This is a genomic window from Bartonella sp. MR110HLJHH, assembly GCF_042194225.1.
Classification (GTDB): Bacteria; Pseudomonadota; Alphaproteobacteria; order Rhizobiales; family Rhizobiaceae; genus Bartonella; species Bartonella grahamii.
Genome location: NZ_JBHIMQ010000009.1, coordinates 68,528 through 87,202, shown reverse-complemented (window position 1 = coordinate 87,202; position 18,675 = coordinate 68,528). Strand labels below are relative to the sequence as shown.

17 protein-coding genes and 1 pseudogene are annotated in these 18,675 nt (G+C 35.3%); 10 read left to right on the top strand and 8 right to left on the bottom strand.

Features of this window, described 5'->3' with window-relative positions; translation table 11 throughout:
• The first annotated feature begins 1,365 nt into the window (after positions 1–1,365).
• On the top strand, positions 1,366–2,079 hold the full coding sequence (gene lexA / locus ACFIKB_RS06710; protein ID WP_375636089.1) for a transcriptional repressor LexA: 714 nt from the start codon (positions 1,366–1,368) through the stop codon (positions 2,077–2,079).
• Between the two features lie 448 nt (positions 2,080–2,527).
• A complete protein-coding gene (gene rimO / locus ACFIKB_RS06705) occupies positions 2,528–3,841 on the top strand; it encodes a 30S ribosomal protein S12 methylthiotransferase RimO (protein WP_015856403.1) in 1,314 nt (437 codons plus the stop codon).
• A 409-nt stretch (positions 3,842–4,250) separates the two neighbouring features.
• Here the strand turns inward: rimO and ttcA are convergent, their stop codons facing one another.
• The 4 genes and pseudogenes from ttcA to ACFIKB_RS06685 all read right to left on the bottom strand — a co-directional run bounded on the left by ttcA (position 4,251) and on the right by ACFIKB_RS06685 (position 7,839).
• Positions 4,251–5,126, bottom strand: coding sequence for a tRNA 2-thiocytidine(32) synthetase TtcA (gene ttcA, locus ACFIKB_RS06700; protein ID WP_375628391.1), 876 nt, complete (start codon positions 5,124–5,126; stop codon positions 4,251–4,253).
• 267 nt (positions 5,127–5,393) lie between these two features.
• Entirely contained in the window at positions 5,394–6,011 is a 618-nt protein-coding gene (gene rpsD, locus ACFIKB_RS06695; RefSeq protein WP_273722651.1) for a 30S ribosomal protein S4, read from the bottom strand.
• 179 nt (positions 6,012–6,190) lie between these two features.
• Complete coding sequence (murI, locus tag ACFIKB_RS06690; protein ID WP_273787953.1) at positions 6,191–7,009, bottom strand: glutamate racemase; 819 nt, start codon at positions 7,007–7,009, stop codon at positions 6,191–6,193.
• Positions 7,002–7,839 (bottom strand): annotated as a pseudogene (locus ACFIKB_RS06685) (RNA methyltransferase). The gene murI and the pseudogene ACFIKB_RS06685 overlap by 8 nt, the downstream one beginning before the upstream one ends.
• Before the next feature lie 285 nt (positions 7,840–8,124).
• Here ACFIKB_RS06685 and sfsA point away from each other — a divergent pair.
• From sfsA to radC, 3 genes are read left to right on the top strand one after another with little or no spacing between them, the layout of a single operon-like run.
• Complete coding sequence (sfsA, locus tag ACFIKB_RS06680) at positions 8,125–8,841, top strand: DNA/RNA nuclease SfsA (RefSeq protein WP_375647630.1); 717 nt, start codon at positions 8,125–8,127, stop codon at positions 8,839–8,841.
• The gene (gene map / locus ACFIKB_RS06675) at positions 8,834–9,664 is read left to right on the top strand and encodes a type I methionyl aminopeptidase (RefSeq protein WP_015856409.1); all 831 of its coding nucleotides are present in this window, start codon (positions 8,834–8,836) and stop codon (positions 9,662–9,664) included. Before sfsA ends, map begins: the two co-directional genes overlap by 8 nt.
• A gap of 17 nt (positions 9,665–9,681) precedes the next feature.
• Entirely contained in the window at positions 9,682–10,476 is a 795-nt protein-coding gene (radC, locus tag ACFIKB_RS06670) for a DNA repair protein RadC (RefSeq protein WP_015856410.1), read from the top strand.
• Positions 10,477–10,520: 44 nt separating this feature from the next.
• Here radC and ACFIKB_RS06665 read toward each other — a convergent pair whose 3' ends face one another.
• From ACFIKB_RS06665 to ACFIKB_RS06650, 4 genes are all read right to left on the bottom strand, one after another.
• A complete protein-coding gene (locus ACFIKB_RS06665; protein WP_015856411.1) occupies positions 10,521–10,733 on the bottom strand; it encodes a DUF3126 family protein in 213 nt (70 codons plus the stop codon).
• A 614-nt stretch (positions 10,734–11,347) separates the two neighbouring features.
• Positions 11,348–12,121, bottom strand: coding sequence for an alpha/beta fold hydrolase (locus ACFIKB_RS06660; protein WP_375636085.1), 774 nt, complete (start codon positions 12,119–12,121; stop codon positions 11,348–11,350).
• On the bottom strand, positions 12,118–12,630 hold the full coding sequence (locus tag ACFIKB_RS06655) for a DUF192 domain-containing protein (protein ID WP_375636084.1): 513 nt from the start codon (positions 12,628–12,630) through the stop codon (positions 12,118–12,120). Before ACFIKB_RS06655 ends, ACFIKB_RS06660 begins: the two co-directional genes overlap by 4 nt.
• 243 nt (positions 12,631–12,873) lie before the next feature.
• On the bottom strand, positions 12,874–13,449 hold the full coding sequence (locus tag ACFIKB_RS06650) for a cold-shock protein (protein WP_375647624.1): 576 nt from the start codon (positions 13,447–13,449) through the stop codon (positions 12,874–12,876).
• Positions 13,450–13,773: 324 nt separating this feature from the next.
• Between ACFIKB_RS06650 and ACFIKB_RS06645 the strand changes: the two genes are divergently transcribed.
• From ACFIKB_RS06645 to ACFIKB_RS06625, 5 genes are all read left to right on the top strand, one after another.
• Positions 13,774–14,907: an ABC transporter substrate-binding protein gene (locus tag ACFIKB_RS06645; RefSeq protein ID WP_375653101.1), complete on the top strand. Its 1,134-nt coding sequence runs from the start codon at positions 13,774–13,776 to the stop codon at positions 14,905–14,907.
• A gap of 114 nt (positions 14,908–15,021) precedes the next feature.
• Positions 15,022–16,098: a branched-chain amino acid ABC transporter permease gene (locus tag ACFIKB_RS06640; protein ID WP_015856416.1), complete on the top strand. Its 1,077-nt coding sequence runs from the start codon at positions 15,022–15,024 to the stop codon at positions 16,096–16,098.
• Positions 16,098–17,156, top strand: a complete 1,059-nt coding sequence (locus tag ACFIKB_RS06635; protein ID WP_273787947.1) for a branched-chain amino acid ABC transporter permease — start codon at positions 16,098–16,100, stop codon at positions 17,154–17,156. The genes ACFIKB_RS06640 and ACFIKB_RS06635 overlap by 1 nt, the downstream gene beginning before the upstream one ends.
• Positions 17,153–17,935 carry an ABC transporter ATP-binding protein gene (locus ACFIKB_RS06630; protein WP_375653100.1) on the top strand — a complete coding sequence of 261 codons (783 nt, stop codon included), beginning with the start codon at positions 17,153–17,155 and terminating at the stop codon, positions 17,933–17,935. The genes ACFIKB_RS06635 and ACFIKB_RS06630 overlap by 4 nt, the downstream gene beginning before the upstream one ends.
• Positions 17,922–18,632: an ABC transporter ATP-binding protein gene (locus tag ACFIKB_RS06625; protein WP_015856419.1), complete on the top strand. Its 711-nt coding sequence runs from the start codon at positions 17,922–17,924 to the stop codon at positions 18,630–18,632. The genes ACFIKB_RS06630 and ACFIKB_RS06625 overlap by 14 nt, the downstream gene beginning before the upstream one ends.
• Positions 18,633–18,675 lie beyond the last annotated feature (43 nt).

Sequence of the window (18,675 nt, the reverse complement as noted above, 5' to 3'; positions counted from 1 at the left end):
TATATACAAAACGTATCATATTGCAAGTGCTCTATTGAGATATGATAAGTTATCAAAACACTCGGTAGCTTTATCAAAACCCGCTTTTTACATTTACGAGCGTTGGTTTTTAAAACAATCTCTCATAAGACAATAAACAACCGATTTTATCAAACGCAAGGCTTTAAAACTGTTATAAACATCAGTTTCAAACGTTTAAACATGCATTTAGAAAAGCTTTCATAAGCGTATTTTCATTAATTTTATGTTTTTATCATGTGATAACAATCCAATCTTTAAAACAAGATGTGATCTTTAAATGTATGTTATCAATATTCCAAACGACTAAATTTTTAACAATGTAATTTGTGCTGTGATAAAAACGTATCATAAATTTATAAACTGTTATGAATGATATCTGCTTTTCATTTCATTTGAATGCACACATGCGTTATAACATTTACATCATGATTTGCTTTTTTGGGTCTGTTTATAGATAGCAATCTTATATAAAAAATAGTCAAATGGATCATGCATAAAAGTGTGGATTCTTAAGTGGATTCATATAAAATAATTTCACACAAACTATTGACTTTATTGTGTTTTTTAGTATTATATCTTATATGACAGACACAAGTAAGAGAATAAAACTATAAAAAAGAAATGAAAATACCTTTTATACCTCCTTTCAATAACCAAAAATTATCTCAACATTAGGGTTCAGCAAAATAGTATATAGCGGTTGGTACGTTAGACCTGAAAATGGGACAATGAGCAACAATGGCATTTTGAGGGTATGATTTTTATTCATGCATAATGAATATATAACGAAAGCCAATTTATCCTATAGAATAAAACAGACATAAAATTCAGTCTCATTGAAAGTATCCCGAATGACTATAAATTATGCTCACTATTATAGCTGTAGATAATTTTACTTAAAAAAAGCAGAAATAATATGCAGTGTGCAAAATGATCTAAATACCCATAGAGTGTTCTAAATATATAAAATGCCTTCTAATTAACTTTTTTATATCAAGAAATTACAAAATACGTAGATATATTTTTAGAAGAAAAGGATAACACTGGTCATAAAATTTAGTGTTGGATAATCCAGTCAGAGCTATAAAGTATTTTTATACATTGTTTAATATTAATGTAGATATATAATATATAAATAATAATTTCATAAAATTCTTAAAGTAAGTTTTATATAAATAATAATTTAAATATGTCTATAAATAAACATATTGCTTCATTAACTTAACTTATAGGATCAAAAATAAAGAAAATAATTTTGATTTGGCGGAAAAAAAATTGTAAAATTGTTATATATACATGTATTTTTACTTTACTCCTTTTTTATTATTTTGATTGGAATATTGAATGCTAACATGTAAACAATATGAGCTACTCTTGTTTATTCATAACCATACAAAAGAAACTGGTGTTCCTCCTTCTTTTGAAGAAATGAAAAATGCATTAGAACTTTCTTCAAAGTCTGGTATTCATAAGCTCATTATAGCCTTAGAACAACGAGGGTTTATACGTCGTTTACCCAATCGCGCTCGTGCAGTGGAGGTGATTCGACTCCCTGAGAAAATAACATTTAACCTTTCTTTAGCACGTAAAATTTCTCCCAGTATGATAGAAAAAAATAAAAGGGAAATATCAAAAAACTTGAGTAACCTTGACAACTTTGATGAAGAAGAAAAAAAAAATATCACCATTCCTATTATGGGACGTATTTCTGCGAGCGTGCCCGCCTCTGCTATACTGCAACAAATAAACACTCTTTCTCTCCCACGCAATATGGTTAATACAGGTGAGCACTACGCATTAGAAGTTAAAGATGATTCTATGATGGAGGCTGGTATCCTTAATAAAGATACGATCATTGTGAAACGTCAAAATACAGCAATAACAGGTGAAATTATTGTTGCGTTTATTGATAAAAAAGAAGCCACATTAAAACGTTATCGACGCAAAGGAGCTTCTATTGCATTAGAAGCCGCAAATCCTCATTATGAAGCACGTACATACGAATCCGAACGTGTAGAAATACAAGGCAAACTTACCGGACTTATTCGCAAATATTAAAAATAAACCTTATAGTACGCGATAGATATCGCAATAAGGAGTTGTTGAGTATTTTTTTATTGTGCCACACGCAGTTGACTTCCTCTCCACTGCCAAAGGATGCCCCAATTCGGTCTATAAACAGTCCAGATCCTTATCGAGCGGGTTTCATTTTTCCTTCCCTACATCTCCTTCACTTACGCAAGGAGCGACAAGTAAGCTTTAAAATATTCACCACGTACTTTATAAAAGAACTTGAATGCTTTGAAGGAAGCAACCTTATATCATCGTCCTCAATGACAGAATTTTACGATATAAATTGTATGCATGCATAAAAACACATAAAATTTTGTAGAAAAAAATCAAATAACTTTGTAACAGATTTTATTGCATAGGTATAAAAATAAAGAACATTATTTTTCAGTTATAAAAGTGTAACTCAATCATTCACAATAATTGTAGGATCATCATGGTAGCACCTCGTATTAGTTTTGTCTCCCTCGGATGCCCAAAAGCACTCGTAGATTCTGAGCGAATTATTACACGCCTTCGCTCTGAAGGGTATGAAATTTCACGTCAACATCAAGGAGCTGATGTCGTTATTGTGAATACCTGTGGCTTTCTTGACTCGGCAAGGAGAGAATCATTAGCCAATATTGATGAAGCTCTCAAAAAAAATGGAAAAGTTATTGTAACGGGGTGTCTTGGTGCTGATCCTGATGTTATTCGCCAAACGTATCCTAATGTATTGGCTATTACAAAACCGCAAGCTTATGAAAGTGTTATAGAAGCTGTTCATACAGCAATTCCTCCTGTTCATGATCCTTTTCTTGATTTAGTTCCTCCCCAAGGTATTCGTTTAACACCTCGCCATTACGCCTACCTAAAGATTTCTGAAGGATGCTCTAACCAGTGTAGTTTTTGTATCATCCCTACTCTGCGTGGTGATCTCACTTCACGTCCCATCAGCGATGTTCTTCGTGAAGCTGAAAAACTCGTGCAAGCGGGTGTAAAAGAACTTTTAGTTATTTCACAAGATACGAGTGCTTATGGTATTGATCTAAAATATCTCGAAAATTCTTGGAAAGATCGTACAATAAAAACAAAATTCTTTGATCTTTGTCGCGAACTAGGCGATATGGGTATTTGGATACGTATGCATTACGTTTATCCTTATCCCCATGTTGATGAAGTTATCGAACTTATGGCTGCAAAAAAAATTCTTCCTTATCTGGATATTCCTTTTCAGCATGCATCACCAGCTATTTTGCGTCATATGAAGCGTCCTGCACTCATAGAAAAAACAAACCGTAGAATTGAAAAATGGCGAAAAATATGCCCAGATCTTACTTTGCGGTCAACATTTATTGTTGGTTTTCCTGGCGAAACGAATGAAGATTTTAATATACTCCTAGAATGGCTAGAAGAAGCAAAAATTGAACGCGCTGGGTGCTTTAAATATGAAGAGGTAAAAGGAGCCGCCGCAAATGATTTGGGATTAGAAAATATTCCTGAAGAGGTGAAAGAAAATCGCTGGCATCGTTTTATGGCAAAACAACAACAAATTTCTACACATCTTTTAAAGAAAAAAATTGGAAAAAGACTCCAAGTGCTTATCGATGAAAGTCAAGGAAAAGTTGCCAAAGGACGTAGTCAATACGATGCTCCAGAAATAGATGGTGTTGTCCATATATCATCACGACGCCCGTTGCGTGTTGGTGAATTTGTCAGCGTTAAAATTGAACAGTCGGATGCCTATGATCTTTATGGTGTAGCAGTTTGAAAATTTAACTTCTTCCCTGTCCTCAATGATGAAGATTTCTATCAGCATTGGTTTATAAAAAGATCGGCTACTCACAATCGAACTTGATCACTTATGTAACTCACTTCATGAGAATTTACGAGCAATCCTCGCCCTGAATGTTTGCTATACACTCCACAAATACCAAGCAGCTATATATTCTCTTAATTTAATGCCTTAAATGAGGTGACGGCGGCGCAAAAGAATAAAATCCTCAAGGTTCACCATTTTTACTTAACAAAAGAGAAAATCGACAATCGTACTATTTTCCCATTTTTCATATTGCGACAGTCATTAGTTAGTGAAAGGAAACTTTTTTCAATAGTGTCTTAATAAATAAGTATCTTATCTTAAACTCTTTGAACTTATTTTTTTAAATATCTAATCTTTATTAACAGGTCTTAAAATCAAAGAATTTCTTATCAAGCAAATGACTTGGGCGTACATTTGTTAAAGCGCGAATCATCGTATCTTTACGTCCTGGCATTTGTCTTTCGATATTTTTCAGCATTTCTTTCATTGCATTACGTTGTAAACCATCTTGACTACCGCAAAGATTACAAGGAATAATCGGAAATTGCATTGCTTGAGAAAATTTTTCCATATCCTCCTCAGCTGCATAAACAAGAGGACGTAACACAAAAAGATCTCCTTCATCATTTTTAAGTTTTCCAGGCATGGCAGCTAATCGGCCACCGTGAAACAAATTCATAAAAAATGTTTCTAAAACATCATCACGATGATGACCTAAAACTAATGCAGAACATCCCTCTTCACGTGCAATACGATAGAGATTACCACGTCGTAATCGAGAACAAAGTGAACAATATGTCTGCGACTCTGCCAATTTATCTGTAACAATGGAATAAGTATCCTGATATTCAATACGATATGGAATTTTATAAGAACTTAAAAAGTCTGGAAGAATATGCTTCGGAAATCCAGGTTGCCCTTGATCAAGATTACAGGCAAGAATTTCAACGGATAAAAGACCTCGCCACTTTAAGTCTAAAAGAAGCGCTAATAAACCATAAGAGTCTTTTCCACCCGATAAAGCAACAAGCCATTTTTTTCCTGTAGAGAGCATAGAAAAATCATCCAAAGCTTGTCGCATATGACGCAAAAGTCGTTTGCGCAATTTATTAAATTCTACGCTTGAAGGAGCAACACGAAACATTGGATGACAACTATCTGCTTCGCTTATTAAAGGATCATCTCTCCCTTCGTTTTCTTCTATTGCCTGATATTCAACTGAAACATCATTCATAATACCATATCCTGCACAATAAACAGCTCGTTTTGCAAAGATAAAAACAAATATTAAAGCAAGCTTACATTTATGTTTTTTGAACTTATAAATTAGATACACAAAAAAGAAATGGAACTATATAAGTCTATGACTATAAAACATAGCAATAAACTTAATATAGAACCATTTACAAAAAGCACTTATTAACTTCAGAGATTGTAAAAATAACACAATATCTTGAAGTTATAATAATAGAAGAAAAAAATAACTTCTCTTGCAGAAAAATTATCGAGAATAAAACTCAACAACCAAATTAGGTTCCATTTGCACAGCATAAGGAACATCTGCAAAAGCAGGAATACGTGTAAAGGTTGCTTTCATCTGTTTATGATCTGCTTCAATATAATCAGGGACATCACGTTCTGCCAATTGCACTGATTCTAAAACTAAAACAAGTTGTTTTGACTTTTCCCGAACCTCAATAACATCACCAGGTTTACAACGATAAGATTGAATATTTGTGCGCCGACCATTTACATTAACATGACCGTGATTGATAAATTGGCGAGAAGCGAAAATCGTAGGCACGAATTTTGCACGATAAACAACAGCATCCAAACGTGATTCTAACAGACCGATAAGATTTTCACCAGTATCACCCCGTCGACGAGCAGCCTCTTCATATGTTTTATGAAATTGTTTTTCTGAAATATCTCCATAAAACCCTTTCAATTTCTGTTTAGCGCGCAACTGCACCCCATAGTCAGAAAGTTTTCCTTTACGACGCTGTCCATGCTGACCTGGACCATAATCACGACGATTGACAGGAGATTTCGGACGACCCCAAATATTTTCTCCCATACGACGGTCAATTTTATACTTTGTTGTTTCGCGTTTACTCATCGCATTTCCTTATAAAATAAAACACGAGATCTTAAGACCCCAAGGAAACGCGCCCTCCTCTGCCTTTAAATACTAAAGACTGACAGAATACCTTAACATATCAATATGCAAAGTTATCCACGGGACACGTCAATTAATGCTATTTTCTTGAAAAAATAGCCAGATCATCATTATTGGTCTTACAACCCAAAGTCAACTCCTTTCATGAGTTTTAAGCCAAATCCTTTAAACAAATTCTCCGTTAAAGAAGTGATATTTTTCGATGTTAATAACGCAAAATCTTGATATTTTTTTATATATTGATCGTGTACTTTTTCCGACAGTGGTAATAATGATCTGATATGTTTGGCAATCGCTTTCGCCGGATCAATCCACTCAACGGACCATAAAGCATGTTCACGAAAGAAGTTAATCAAAAAAGGATAATGTGTGCAGGCTAAAACAATAACATCAGTATATTGTCCATTTTTTTCCACAAAACATGGTAGGATTTCTTTTCTTAACTCTTCTGAATCGATAGATTTTCCCCGTAAATAATCTTCAGCAAATCCAGCCAGCTTTTTACTTCCCACAAGTTGAACATGACACTGTCCAGCAAAAGAATTAATTAATTCATTTGTATAGGCACGTTTCACTGTTCCAGGAGTAGCTAATACGGAAATAAAACCAGATTTTGTTTGTTCAGCAGCTGATTTAATTGCAGGAACCGTTCCTACAAAAGGGACATGAGAAAAATTCTGTCGTAAATCTGCCATCATCAGTGTAGAAACGGTGTTGCAAGCAATCACACATAAGGCTGGATTGTAGCGTGTTAAAAGATTTGTAAAAATCTTTAAAATACGCTCTTTCAAAATATTTTCTTTCCAATTTCCATAAGGAAATCCTGCATCATCAGCAACATAGATAAATTGCATTTCAGGGATAAGAATACGTGCCTCCCTGAACACTGTTAAACCACCAATACCGCTATCAAAAAAAAGAACAGGTCGTTCATCCATTAGTTTTCACACTTATTTTTAATTTTTTTACGATCACGCTCTTCAGGTGCTCTACTCCCCCGTGGATATTGTGGCGAAAAATGATCCAAAGAAGATATAATGCCTCGCAATAAACGAACCTCAGGTTCACTAAAGTTAGCGCGCGTAAAAACAGAGCGCAAATTTGCAAGCATTACTTCTTTGCGTTCTGGGGGTCTAAAATACCCACGGATATTCAAAGCCTCTTCTAACTGAGATAAAAAACCATGAAATATTGTTTTATTTGCAGGTTCCATCTCTGCGGCACGAAATGCCGTATCGCTGACATCCTCTAGACCTGTTTTCATCCATTCGTAAGACATTAAAAGAACTGCTTGCGCAATATTAAGTGACGCAAAAGCAGGATTAACTGGAAAAGTAATAATTTCATCAACAAGGCTGATTTCATCATTTTCTAATCCCCATCGCTCTCTTCCAAAGACAATACCTGTCTTATGTCCGATACTTTCACGCTGACGTAATACGCTTGCTGCTTCGACAGCACTTTTTACAGTTTTAAATCCACATCTTTCACGTGCTGTTGTGGCAAAAACATAGTGTAAATCTGCAATTGAATCACGCAATGTATTAAAAATCACAGTGTTGTTAATGACATGATCAGCTTTACTCGCAGCAGCTATAGCTTTTTCATTTGGAAACATTTCTCGAGGTTTGACTAACCGAAGCTTAGAAAGCCCAAAATTTGCCATTGCCCTTGCGACCATACCAATGTTTTCAGGAAGCTGCGGTTCAACTAAAATAATAATGGGACCATTTGTTAAATTTTCACGATTCTTATTCGTTCCAGCCATCAATCTTACCTAGTTTCACTTAACTATCTCCCTCTCCACTATTTTTTACGAAACCTTCTTCACAGTACTCTAATGCTGTTTAATAATAAATTATAGACAATGTTATCTTTTCACTCAAAGATAATAAATTTTAAAAGCCATTAAAGTGGACGATGGAATTTATAACAATTTATATAGGATATCGTAGCGTTTTTTACATCAATTTTATCTTTTTTTTATAGGGAATAGCCCCTACAAATCATAATCTCAGTTGAATTATGAAATCATAAATCCTAAAAAAGGGATATGCACTTTATTCCCAAACTTTTTCCTGCAAAGCTTATCCGTCGTTATAAACGTTTCCTTGCGGATGTTCAACAAGATGATCAGCATGTCCTCACCGTATCTGTACCTAATACAGGATCAATGCTTGGATTAACAGCTTTCAACTCCAATATCTGGCTTTCATATCATAATAACATCAAACGAAAATATGCCTATCAATTAGAAATTATTGAAGCCGATAATACTTTGGTTGGCATTAATACTGCTTTACCCAATAAACTTGCATTAGAAGCAATTCAAAACGGATTACTACCAGAATTAAGTGGATATAAAACAATTTTAAAAGAACAACGCTATGGAACACAATCACGAATTGACTTTCTTTTACGTGACGACATTCTTCCTGACTGTTACCTAGAAGTCAAAAATGTTCATTTTATTCGTCAAAAAGGATTAGCAGAATTTCCTGATAGTGAAACAAAACGTGGAGCACGTCACCTTGATGAGCTCATAGGAGTTGTACAACAAGGAAAAAGAGCTGCTATGCTTTATATTATTCAACGAGAAGATTGCGCAGCTTTTACAATCTGTCATGATCTTGATCCACTCTATGGACGTAAATTTGATTTAGCATTAAAATCAGGAGTAGAATGTTATGCTGTAAAGTGTCACGTAAGTGTAGAAGGCATTTTTCCGATTCAGAGAGTAAAAATAGAAAACAGAAAAAACAATGACTGAGTATATTGAATATAATAAAAGCCCTTTAAAATTTAATGGGAAGATTCGCATTTTCGATGATTATGCTTTTGCTAAAATGCGTGAAGTTGGTCGCATTGCTGCAGAATGCCTTGATGCACTTACAGATATTATTAAGCCAGGCGTTACTACGCAAGAAATTGATGATTTTGTATTCATTTTTGGTGCTAAGCGAGGAGCACTTCCTGCTGATCTAAATTATCATGGATACAGCCATTCATGCTGTACATCTATCAATCACGTTGTCTGTCATGGCATTCCCAATAAAAGACCCTTGCAAGAAGGCGATATTGTGAATGTGGATGTAACCTTTATCCTTGATGGTTGGCATGGGGATTCAAGCCGAATGTATCCTGTTGGGAAAATCAGGCGTGCTGCAGAACGCCTGCTAAAGATAACCTATGAAAGTCTTATGAAAGGAATCGCTGTTGTTAAGCCTGGAGCAACCACAGGTGATATTGGTGCAGCCATTCAACAGTATGCAGAATCTGAACGATGCTCAATTGTGAAAGATTTTTGTGGACATGGTATTGGGCAGCTTTTTCATGATGCACCCAATATCCTTCATTATGGAAATCCTGGAGAAGGAATAGAATTAAAACAAGGTATGATGTTTACAATTGAGCCTATGATTAACCTTGGTAAACCACAAGTTAAGATTTTATCTGACGGTTGGACTGCTGTTACCCGTGACCGCTCTCTGACAGCACAATATGAACATACAATTGGTGTCACAAATGAAGGGTATGAAATATTTACACAATCTCCTAAAAATATTTTTTATATTCCAAATTCGCATACCTAACGCAATGTAGAGATGTTATGGCTAAAAAATTAAATCAAAAGGAAAATACTCAAAGTGATCACTTTGCATTAACATCGAGTTCTCCACTCACCCCAGTATCAGAAAGAAAAAGTGAAGCCCCTCAGAAAAACGCACAGCTCCATAAACATTATCAAGGACACCGTGAGCGTCTTCGGAAGCGTTATTTAAAGTCAAAAGGAAATGCAATCGAAGATTATGAATATCTTGAATTATTGCTTTTTCGTACAATACCCCGTGCAAACACAAAACCCATAGCTAAAAATTTGATAGCACGTTTTGGTTCATTAGCTGATGTGTTGGGAGCAGATATTCACCGACTTCAAGAAATTCCAGGATGTGGTCCCGCCACTGCAATTGATTTAAAAATTATTTCAGATGTTGCTGGACGTCTTGCTCGTGCGCAATTGTTTAAACGCGATATTTTTTCATCATGGGATAAAGTGTTAGCTTATTGTAAAGCTGTTATGGCTCACGAAACACGTGAACAATTTCGTATTTTGTTTCTTGATAAGAAAAACGGCTTACTTGCTGATGAGGTGCAACAAACTGGAACCATTGATCATACCCCTGTTTATCCTCGTGAAGTTATTTCTCGAGCTTTAGAGTTATCCGCATCAGGACTTATCTTAGTCCACAATCATCCTTCTGGCGATTCCACCCCCTCTGATGCAGATATAACAATGACATATAGATTAAAAGATGCAGCAAATGCGTTAGGCATTATTATCCATGACCATCTTATTATTGCACGAAATAATCATACGAGCTTTAAAGCATTAAAACTTATATAAATCTTATGGGATAAAAAAGACTTCATTCAACTATGAACAACAAATCAATTTTCTAAATCAATATCTAATATAGCCATTGAGAAATTATAGGAGAGCTCATCTTCATCTTCATCTCGATAGATAATGCCTAAAAACTCATCTCCCATATAAACCTCACAAGAATCACTCTTTTTAGGCCGTGCTCTAACTTGCAATGCTGAGTTTTGGAATATATTTTTTAAATAATTATCAAGTTTTTTTATTTCATCAGCATTCACTATGCTCTCCTGTTTTTTTAACGATTTAAATAACTGCGTGTCGCGCAAATAAGACAACCTCATGATTCTGTAAAGTTAGTAAAAAAGCTTAATCTGAATATTTACTTAATATTACATATATTTACAACGCGCTTTATACATTTATAAAAAACTTTTACAAAAGGATTCTATCATTATTAAATATACCCGTATAGATTAAAAAATGGCAAAAACTGTATATTTTTAATAATTTTACTTTATCTCCAATTTTAGCATACGCATTTAGAATGCATATTCGTAAGAAAAATTGATCAATAATTTATAATTTTGTTCCTTTTATAAAGGATAAAAATAATAATACTTTTTTTATTTAAAATTACATTTTTTAGAAAAAAATATTATTATATCATTCAAAAATAATTCTTTTTAATAAATTTTAAAGTATAATTATCTAACCCTAGAAGAATTACATCTCTAAAAAATATACAAAATAGGCTAATAAGAGTTTAGCTTTCTTCCCATTTTTTATAAAAAACTTATGTCACAATAGAAAAATTTTTAAATAAGCGTTTTTCAATTTATACGAGATAAAAATATTGAGTATTTTTGTGAATGCTAGAACCTATGAAGAATGCTTATCTTATAGGATAACGAGAAAGAAAATCTATAACGCCTTTTTTATAAACTTTATCGCCTACAGCAAGCATATGATCTCGACCAGGAATTGATAAAGCTTCACCACAAGGCAATAAAGCTGCTAACGGCTCTGCTGCACCGCCAATTTCATCTAATGAACCAACGGCAACAAGTGCAGGTTGCTTAATTTTGTAAACTTCAGATGCCGTTAACTCCTGTTTTGATGTGATAATACAAGCAGCAAGAGCACGTTTATCGCTTTTCGTTTGATCTGCAAATTTACGGAACATTAAACCGCGCGTATTAGTAATAGTAGAAATATCTTCTGCTAAAAGTGCCTCAGCAACAGGCTCCCAATTTCCCGCTCCCGTTACCATACCAATACCTAAACCACCAAAAATGACACTGTGTACATATGTTGGATGCAAAAGAGCCATGAAAGCACTAATACGAGCCCCCATAGAATATCCCATAACATGGGCTTTAGATATCTCTAAATGCTGTAGTAACTTTATTGCGTCGCCAGCCATAGCTTGAGGTGTATAAAAAACAGGGTCATAACTTTTAACTGAATCTCCGTGACCGCGATTATCAAGAGCAATAACACGATATCCTGCTTCAGTGAGAATGCGAAACCAACCCGTTGCATACCAATTCACTCGTGCAGAAGATCCAAAACCATGGATCAACAAAACAGGCGCACCCTGCCCTTCTTCTCGATAAGCAAATCGCAAACCATTATATTCAAAAAAACGAATATCTTCAGCGGTCATTTTTTATTGCACTTTCCACAAAGTACAGGATGAATAACACGTTGCCCTTTTTGTATCTTTTTTTCAGAAACTTCACCAGCATTAATCTCAAGTGCAAAAGCTGCAGGAACTTCCGATGAAATGGTATTTGTCGAAAATGGAGAAGTGTTTTCAATAATCGATACAATAATTCCCTCAGAGTTTAAGAAAATCATATCTAAAGGTAAAGGCGTATTTGCCATCCACATAAAAATTTTCTGTTCATCTCCCGATTGAGAACTTTTTAGCTGCTTAAAGAGCATTGCACGATCGCGTGGAAAATCAGTCCGATACATTAAACCAGCCGCGGCTTGAGACGGCGTAAAAGCAATCTCTACCTTATAATAAACCGTACCTTGCTTTGTATGTATTTCTAAAGGAATCGGATGAACAGGAATCTCTATGGGCTTTTTTGCTACAACAACACGCATTTCTAACATAAAAAGCATTACCAATAAAACAATATACCCCTTTTTAAAAGGCTTTAACATTCTTGTCTCCACCACAGAAAATTTTTAAATTTTGTTTCTAAAATAAAAAGTACCAGAGTTTAAAAGTCAAAAAAATAAGAGGGTTGCCCCCTTGTTGTTTTCTAGTTTCTTTCAACGTAATACGCGCAACTTTCTCCATTTGGTTTATGGATTCACTAGAGCCATATTTTCTTTAAAAACCTACCTCTATAGAAATTTACGGAATACCCCCCTTGAAAAACATACTGTTTTCATTCGTGAAATTCAATGCGTAGCTAAAGGAATGCCTATATCCGGATAAATCTCTGCTGTCATTAAACCTTTTTCTCCTTTACCAAAACGTACAAGAACAACTTGGCCGGAACGAAGCTCTGCTAAACCAAAACGGCGCAACGTTTCCATATGAATAAAAATATCTTCTGTTCCTTGCCCACGGCTAAGAAAACCGTACCCTTTGTCACGATTAAACCATTTAACAATTGCACGTTCTAGTCCACTTTCTGGAGTAACAACAACATGGGTACGGGCTGGAACTTCTGATGGATGAATTGCTGAAGAACAATCTATGGATTTCACCTGAACACACTTTAACCCTCTTTCAGTTCTTTCCACAGCACAAATAACTTTCGCTCCCTCCAAAGCTGTTTGAAAACCATCCCTTCGCATTACCGTAACATGCAATAATATATCGGGGAAATGAGGTAAATCAGGTACAATAAATCCATACCCCTTACTACCATCAAACCACTTAATGACACCACTGATTTCGATAATCTCCCCACAAGCACCTATACTATCTTCAGATAGGGGACAATCTTTTAATGCATCCTTACTCGTCATAATAACGTGATCCTGTAGCTTATAAATTGTACGATATTGATTCTCTAGGTTTAAGTAAACATTGCTCTTGTATCAACACGCAAGCCCCAAGATAAGATTTCCCCATATTGTCGTATCTTCTATGTTAATGTCAGAGAATATCAACATGAATATTTATAAAACTATTTGATTGTAAGCTTTACATATCTTACAAAGAGTTCCCTACAAAAGAGGTTATATGAAAGGTTTTTTTACATAATGATATTTTCATAAATGTGTAACTTGCATGATGAAGAAGTTCAATATAAGGTGAAAAAACAACAATTCAATTAAGGAAAATGCGCAATGCAATTGAAGAAAATCCTTACGACAATCACAGCATTCATGGCATTTACTGCAAATGTTTATGCAAGTGAACCTATCAAAATTGGTGTTTATCTTCCATTAAGTGGTCAAAATGCATTTGGAGGTCAGCTTGAAATTAGAGGTATAGAATTAGCCCATAAAAAAATTCCAGAAATTTTAGGACGTAAAGTGGAACTTGTTATTATTGATAATAAGTCTGATAAAGTAGAAGCGGCTAATGCTGTTATGCGTTTAACAGCAAGTGAAAAAGTAAGTGGAATCATTGGTAGCTATGGTTCCTCGCTTTCGTTGGCAGGTGGTGAAATATCTGAAAAAGCAAAGACTCCAACCATTGCAACTTCCTCAACAAGTCCTCTTGTTACACAGGGTAAAAAATATTATTTCCGCGCTTGTTTTATTGATTCCTATCAAGGAGTGGGAATCGCGACTTACATAAGTCAAACTTTACACGCAAAAAAAGCAGCTATCCTCAAAGATATTTCAAACGATTATGCCATTGGTCTTGCAAGCTACTTTATGCGTGCTTTCAAAAAATTAGGTGGTGAAGTTGTCTCAAATTTAAACTATAATTCCGGAGATCAGGATTTTTCAGCTGTTCTTACGCAAATTATCGCGCAAAAACCTGATATCTTATTCATTCCATCTTACTTTTCTGAGGGTGCTATCATTATGAAACAAGCACGAGAATTAGGAGCAAAGTTTCAAATTATGGGTGGAGATGCTATGGATAATCCAGAAACCATTACGATTGCAGGAAAAGCTTCAGAAGGTTTCTTACATACGACACTTCCCTATAGTGAGGATATGCCAAATATGTCAGTAGCTGCGCAAGAATTCACAGCAGAATGGAAAAAAGAGTATCCTGACAAAGAGCCGAATATCAATTCTGTTTTGGGATATACGAGTTATATGATGTTCATGAAGGCTATTGAAAATGCTGGTAGCGCTGATCGTGAAAAAATTACTATCGCTCTTAGCAAATTAAAAGATTTTCAAACCCCCTTCGGTGATATGTCAATGGATGAAAATCATAACCCTAAGATTCCTATTGGTATCATTAAAATACAGGATGGAAAACGTGTTTATTTAGAAGAGGTTAAACCTGCTTTTTAATTAAAAAGTTTTACTTATTAAAATGCAAGAATTGGTTGAGGATCTTTTTCTCAACCAAAAACTTAGAAATTTCTTGTTATCCTATGTAAATTAACAAATGTGGAAGGATGAGAGATGAGCACTGAAATGTTCATCCAGTATTTTTTTAATGCACTGGCATTGGGATCTCTTTATGGGCTTATCGCTATTGGTTACACCATGGTCTACGGTATACTGAGACTCATTAATTTTGCTCACGGTGATATCTTTATGCTGGGAGCATATTTTGTTTTCTTTTCCACAATTAGCTTTATGCCTGCTTGGGCAGCACTTCTTCTTTTGTTTATCGCGGCTCTTATTTATTATTCGGTCTTTATAGGGTTTAAAAGGCGCCCTTCAATTTACTGGATTGCTGTTTTTTTAATCCTTGCGTTAGGTTTTGTTTATTATTTTAAAATTTCTCCACAAGATTTTACCCCGATTTGGGTTTTAGCTCTTTGTTTTTCCATTTTTATTACAAGTGCAGTGGGTATTATTGTTGATCAACTTGCCTATAAACCTCTACGCCATGCTCCGCGTATCTCGGCGCTTATCGGTGCAATTGGTGTTTCTTTTTTTATTGAAAATCTTTCTACTGTACTCTTTAGTGGTGTTCCGAAAGGTGTAAAACAACCAGATTTTCTTGTAACACCATTTTTATGGCATTTAGGATCAGGAGCAGATGGTATCATTAGAATTGCTCCCATGTCTCTGATCGTTCCCGTTGTGTCATTGATTCTTATTGTTTTACTGTTATGGATTATCCATAAAACAAAACCGGGTCTTGCTATGCGTGCAATCTCCCATGATATTGAAACGACGCGTTTGATGGGGGTGTCTGTCAATAAAGTTATTGCATTTACATTTGGAATAGGCTCAGCTCTTGCCGCTATAGCAGGTATTATGTGGTCTTTACGTTATCCTCAAATTCAGCCTTATATGGGCGTTCTTCCTGGTCTCAAAGCATTTATCGCTGCTGTTATCGGAGGTATTGGTTCGATACCAGGAGCAATGTTGGGAGGATTGTTATTAGGGTTTATTGAAATTATGATTATCGCATTTTTCCCCGCGCTATCTGGATATCGAGATGCCTTCGCTTTCATTTTATTGATTCTGATTTTATTGATATTGCCCACAGGATTAATGGGTAAAAAAAGTCAGGAGAAAATCTAATGGCAAAGTCAGTGACAACTGTTTTATCTTGTATAAGTGTTTTAGTTCTCATAGGTTTTTTATTTTATGCTGATAGCCATTTTAATGACTATACGCTTCGTATCATAAATCTGATTGCTATTAATGCGATATTGGCAATTTCGCTTAATTTGATTTACGGTTTCACAGGTATGTTTTCTCTTGGACATGCTGGATTTATGGCTATTGGTGCTTATGTTTGCGCAATTTTACTTCTTTCCCCTGAACAAAAAGAAATGATGTGGATTCTGGAGCCTATCGCTGAACCATTGTATCATCTGCAATTACCTTTTTTTGTCGCTGTTGTTATAAGTGGTATATGTGCTGCAGTTGTAGGTTTATTGATTGCTTTGCCAATATTACGTCTTGGTGGTGATTATCTTGGAATTGCAACATTGGGTTTTGCAGAAATTATTCGCATTGTCATTACGAACGCAACATCGCTTACAAATGGCTCTTTAGGTATCAAGGGAATACCTCAAAATGCAACATTATGGTGGAACTATGGTTGGTTAGCATTTACTGTTCTCTTTATTGTCCTTTTACTGCAAAGCAATACTGGTAACGTATTACGTGCCATTCGTGATGATGAAATTGCTGCGAAAACTATGGGAATTAACGCTTTTTTCTACCGTAGTTTTTCTTTTACTGTTGGAGCGTTTTTTGCAGGTATAGGTGGAGCATTAATGGCTGCTCTTATTTCAACCATTGATCCCAAAATGTTTAATTTTCTTCTAACTTTTAATATTTTGATGATTGTAGTTGCTGGTGGTCTCGGCTCAATTACAGGAAGCATTATTGGCAGCATTATTATTACAGTTATGCTTGAATGGCTTCGTATTATTGAAAGTCCATTTGACTTAGGTTTCATACATATTCCCGAAACACCAGGGCTTCGTATGGTTGTTTTTTCTCTTTTATTGCTGGTAATTATCTTGTTTTGGAGAAAAGGGTTGATGGGACAACGAGAATTCTCATGGAATGGAATTTATAGCTTTTTGACACGCAAAAAGCTTTCTAATACTGAGGGAAAGCTATGAACGACACCATCCTTTCACTCAATAATATTGTAATGCGTTTTGGCGGATTAGTTGCTGTAAATAATATTAATATGGCAATTAAACGAGGAAGTATTACTGGATTAATTGGTCCCAATGGCGCTGGAAAAACAACCGTTTTCAATATGATTTCTGGATTTTATGCTCCTACAAGCGGCATCATTCTTTTTGATAAGCAAAAAATTTCTGGAGTGCCTCCTTATATTATCTGTAGACGCCATATTGCCAGAACATTTCAAAATATTCGTCTTTTCTCAGGGTTAACGGTTTTGCAGAATGTTATGGTAGGAGCGCATGTTCGACAAAAATATCCTTGGTTTTCTTCAGCTCTATTTTTTTCAAAAGCAATGAAAGAAAAGAAGGAAGTTTATAAAAATTCCTTGGAGCTCCTTGAACAGCTACAACTTGATCACCTTGCCAATCAATCGGCAACAGCTTTACCTTATGGTGTGCAACGACGTCTAGAAATTGCACGCGCGTTAGCCACAAAGCCCAAATTGCTTCTTCTTGATGAACCTGTTGCTGGCATGAATCCACAAGAAAGTGAAGATCTTAGAAAATTCATAGCAAAAGTGCAAAAAGACTTTGATCTTACAATTCTTCTTATTGAGCACGATATGAAAGTGGTTATGGGGCTTTGCCAACATATTTTGGTTATGGAATATGGCTGTTGCATTGCCAATGGTACACCAGATGAAATTCGTAATAACCCTAAAGTTATTGAAGCTTATCTTGGCGGAGATGTTTATGGATATTCTTAAAATAAAAAATCTTTACGTTCATTATGGCGCCATTAAAGCTGTCCAAAATCTTTCTATGTCCATAAAAAAGGGAAGTATTGTCACTTTAATTGGAGCCAATGGTGCTGGAAAAAGCAGTATTGTACGTTCTATTACAGGACTTAATCGCTCTGTTTATGGAAAAATTACCTATAATGGCAAATCTATTATTAAAAAATCACCAGAAGAGATTTTGCGATTAGGTATTGCTCTAAGTCCTGAAGGACGCCGTATCATGCCCCATCTCACTGTTTTAGAGAATCTTCATCTAGGTGCTTATATCCGTCATGATAAGCAGGGAATTTCCCGTGATATTGAATGGATATTTGATCTTTTTCCGCGCCTACGAGAAAGAGCAAAACAGTTGGGAGGAACAATGTCAGGTGGTGAACAACAGATGGTTGCTGTGGGCCGTGCACTCATGAGCAATCCTGATATGGTCATATTAGATGAACCATCGTTGGGATTGGCTCCGCTTCTCGTTCGAGAAATTTTTTCGATTATTAGAAAAATTAATGAGATGGGAAAAACTGTTCTTCTTATTGAACAAAATGCATTTGCTGCGCTTTCTATAGCTGACTATGCTTATATTTTAGAGGTAGGACATATTTTATTTCACGGTGAAGGTAAAACTATGCTCTCTGATTCGCGTGTTAAAGAAGCCTATCTTGGTGGATAAAGACTACGAATTGAGGAAATAGAGCTCATCCCTCCACCTTTTA

Coding starts and splice junctions, on each gene's coding strand:
- ACFIKB_RS06630 (WP_375653100.1), top strand. CDS start 17,153: ATGAACGACACCATCCTTTCACTCAATAATATTGTAATGCGTTTTGGC.
- sfsA (WP_375647630.1), top strand. CDS start 8,125: ATGCACTTTATTCCCAAACTTTTTCCTGCAAAGCTTATCCGTCGTTAT.
- ACFIKB_RS06625 (WP_015856419.1), top strand. CDS start 17,922: ATGGATATTCTTAAAATAAAAAATCTTTACGTTCATTATGGCGCCATT.
- ACFIKB_RS06650 (WP_375647624.1), bottom strand. CDS start 13,449: ATGACGAGTAAGGATGCATTAAAAGATTGTCCCCTATCTGAAGATAGT.
- ACFIKB_RS06635 (WP_273787947.1), top strand. CDS start 16,098: ATGGCAAAGTCAGTGACAACTGTTTTATCTTGTATAAGTGTTTTAGTT.
- ACFIKB_RS06655 (WP_375636084.1), bottom strand. CDS start 12,630: ATGTTAAAGCCTTTTAAAAAGGGGTATATTGTTTTATTGGTAATGCTT.
- murI (WP_273787953.1), bottom strand. CDS start 7,009: ATGGATGAACGACCTGTTCTTTTTTTTGATAGCGGTATTGGTGGTTTA.
- lexA (WP_375636089.1), top strand. CDS start 1,366: ATGCTAACATGTAAACAATATGAGCTACTCTTGTTTATTCATAACCAT.
- radC (WP_015856410.1), top strand. CDS start 9,682: ATGGCTAAAAAATTAAATCAAAAGGAAAATACTCAAAGTGATCACTTT.
- rpsD (WP_273722651.1), bottom strand. CDS start 6,011: ATGAGTAAACGCGAAACAACAAAGTATAAAATTGACCGTCGTATGGGA.
- map (WP_015856409.1), top strand. CDS start 8,834: ATGACTGAGTATATTGAATATAATAAAAGCCCTTTAAAATTTAATGGG.
- ACFIKB_RS06660 (WP_375636085.1), bottom strand. CDS start 12,121: ATGACCGCTGAAGATATTCGTTTTTTTGAATATAATGGTTTGCGATTT.
- ttcA (WP_375628391.1), bottom strand. CDS start 5,126: ATGAATGATGTTTCAGTTGAATATCAGGCAATAGAAGAAAACGAAGGG.
- rimO (WP_015856403.1), top strand. CDS start 2,528: ATGGTAGCACCTCGTATTAGTTTTGTCTCCCTCGGATGCCCAAAAGCA.
- ACFIKB_RS06645 (WP_375653101.1), top strand. CDS start 13,774: ATGCAATTGAAGAAAATCCTTACGACAATCACAGCATTCATGGCATTT.
- ACFIKB_RS06640 (WP_015856416.1), top strand. CDS start 15,022: ATGAGCACTGAAATGTTCATCCAGTATTTTTTTAATGCACTGGCATTG.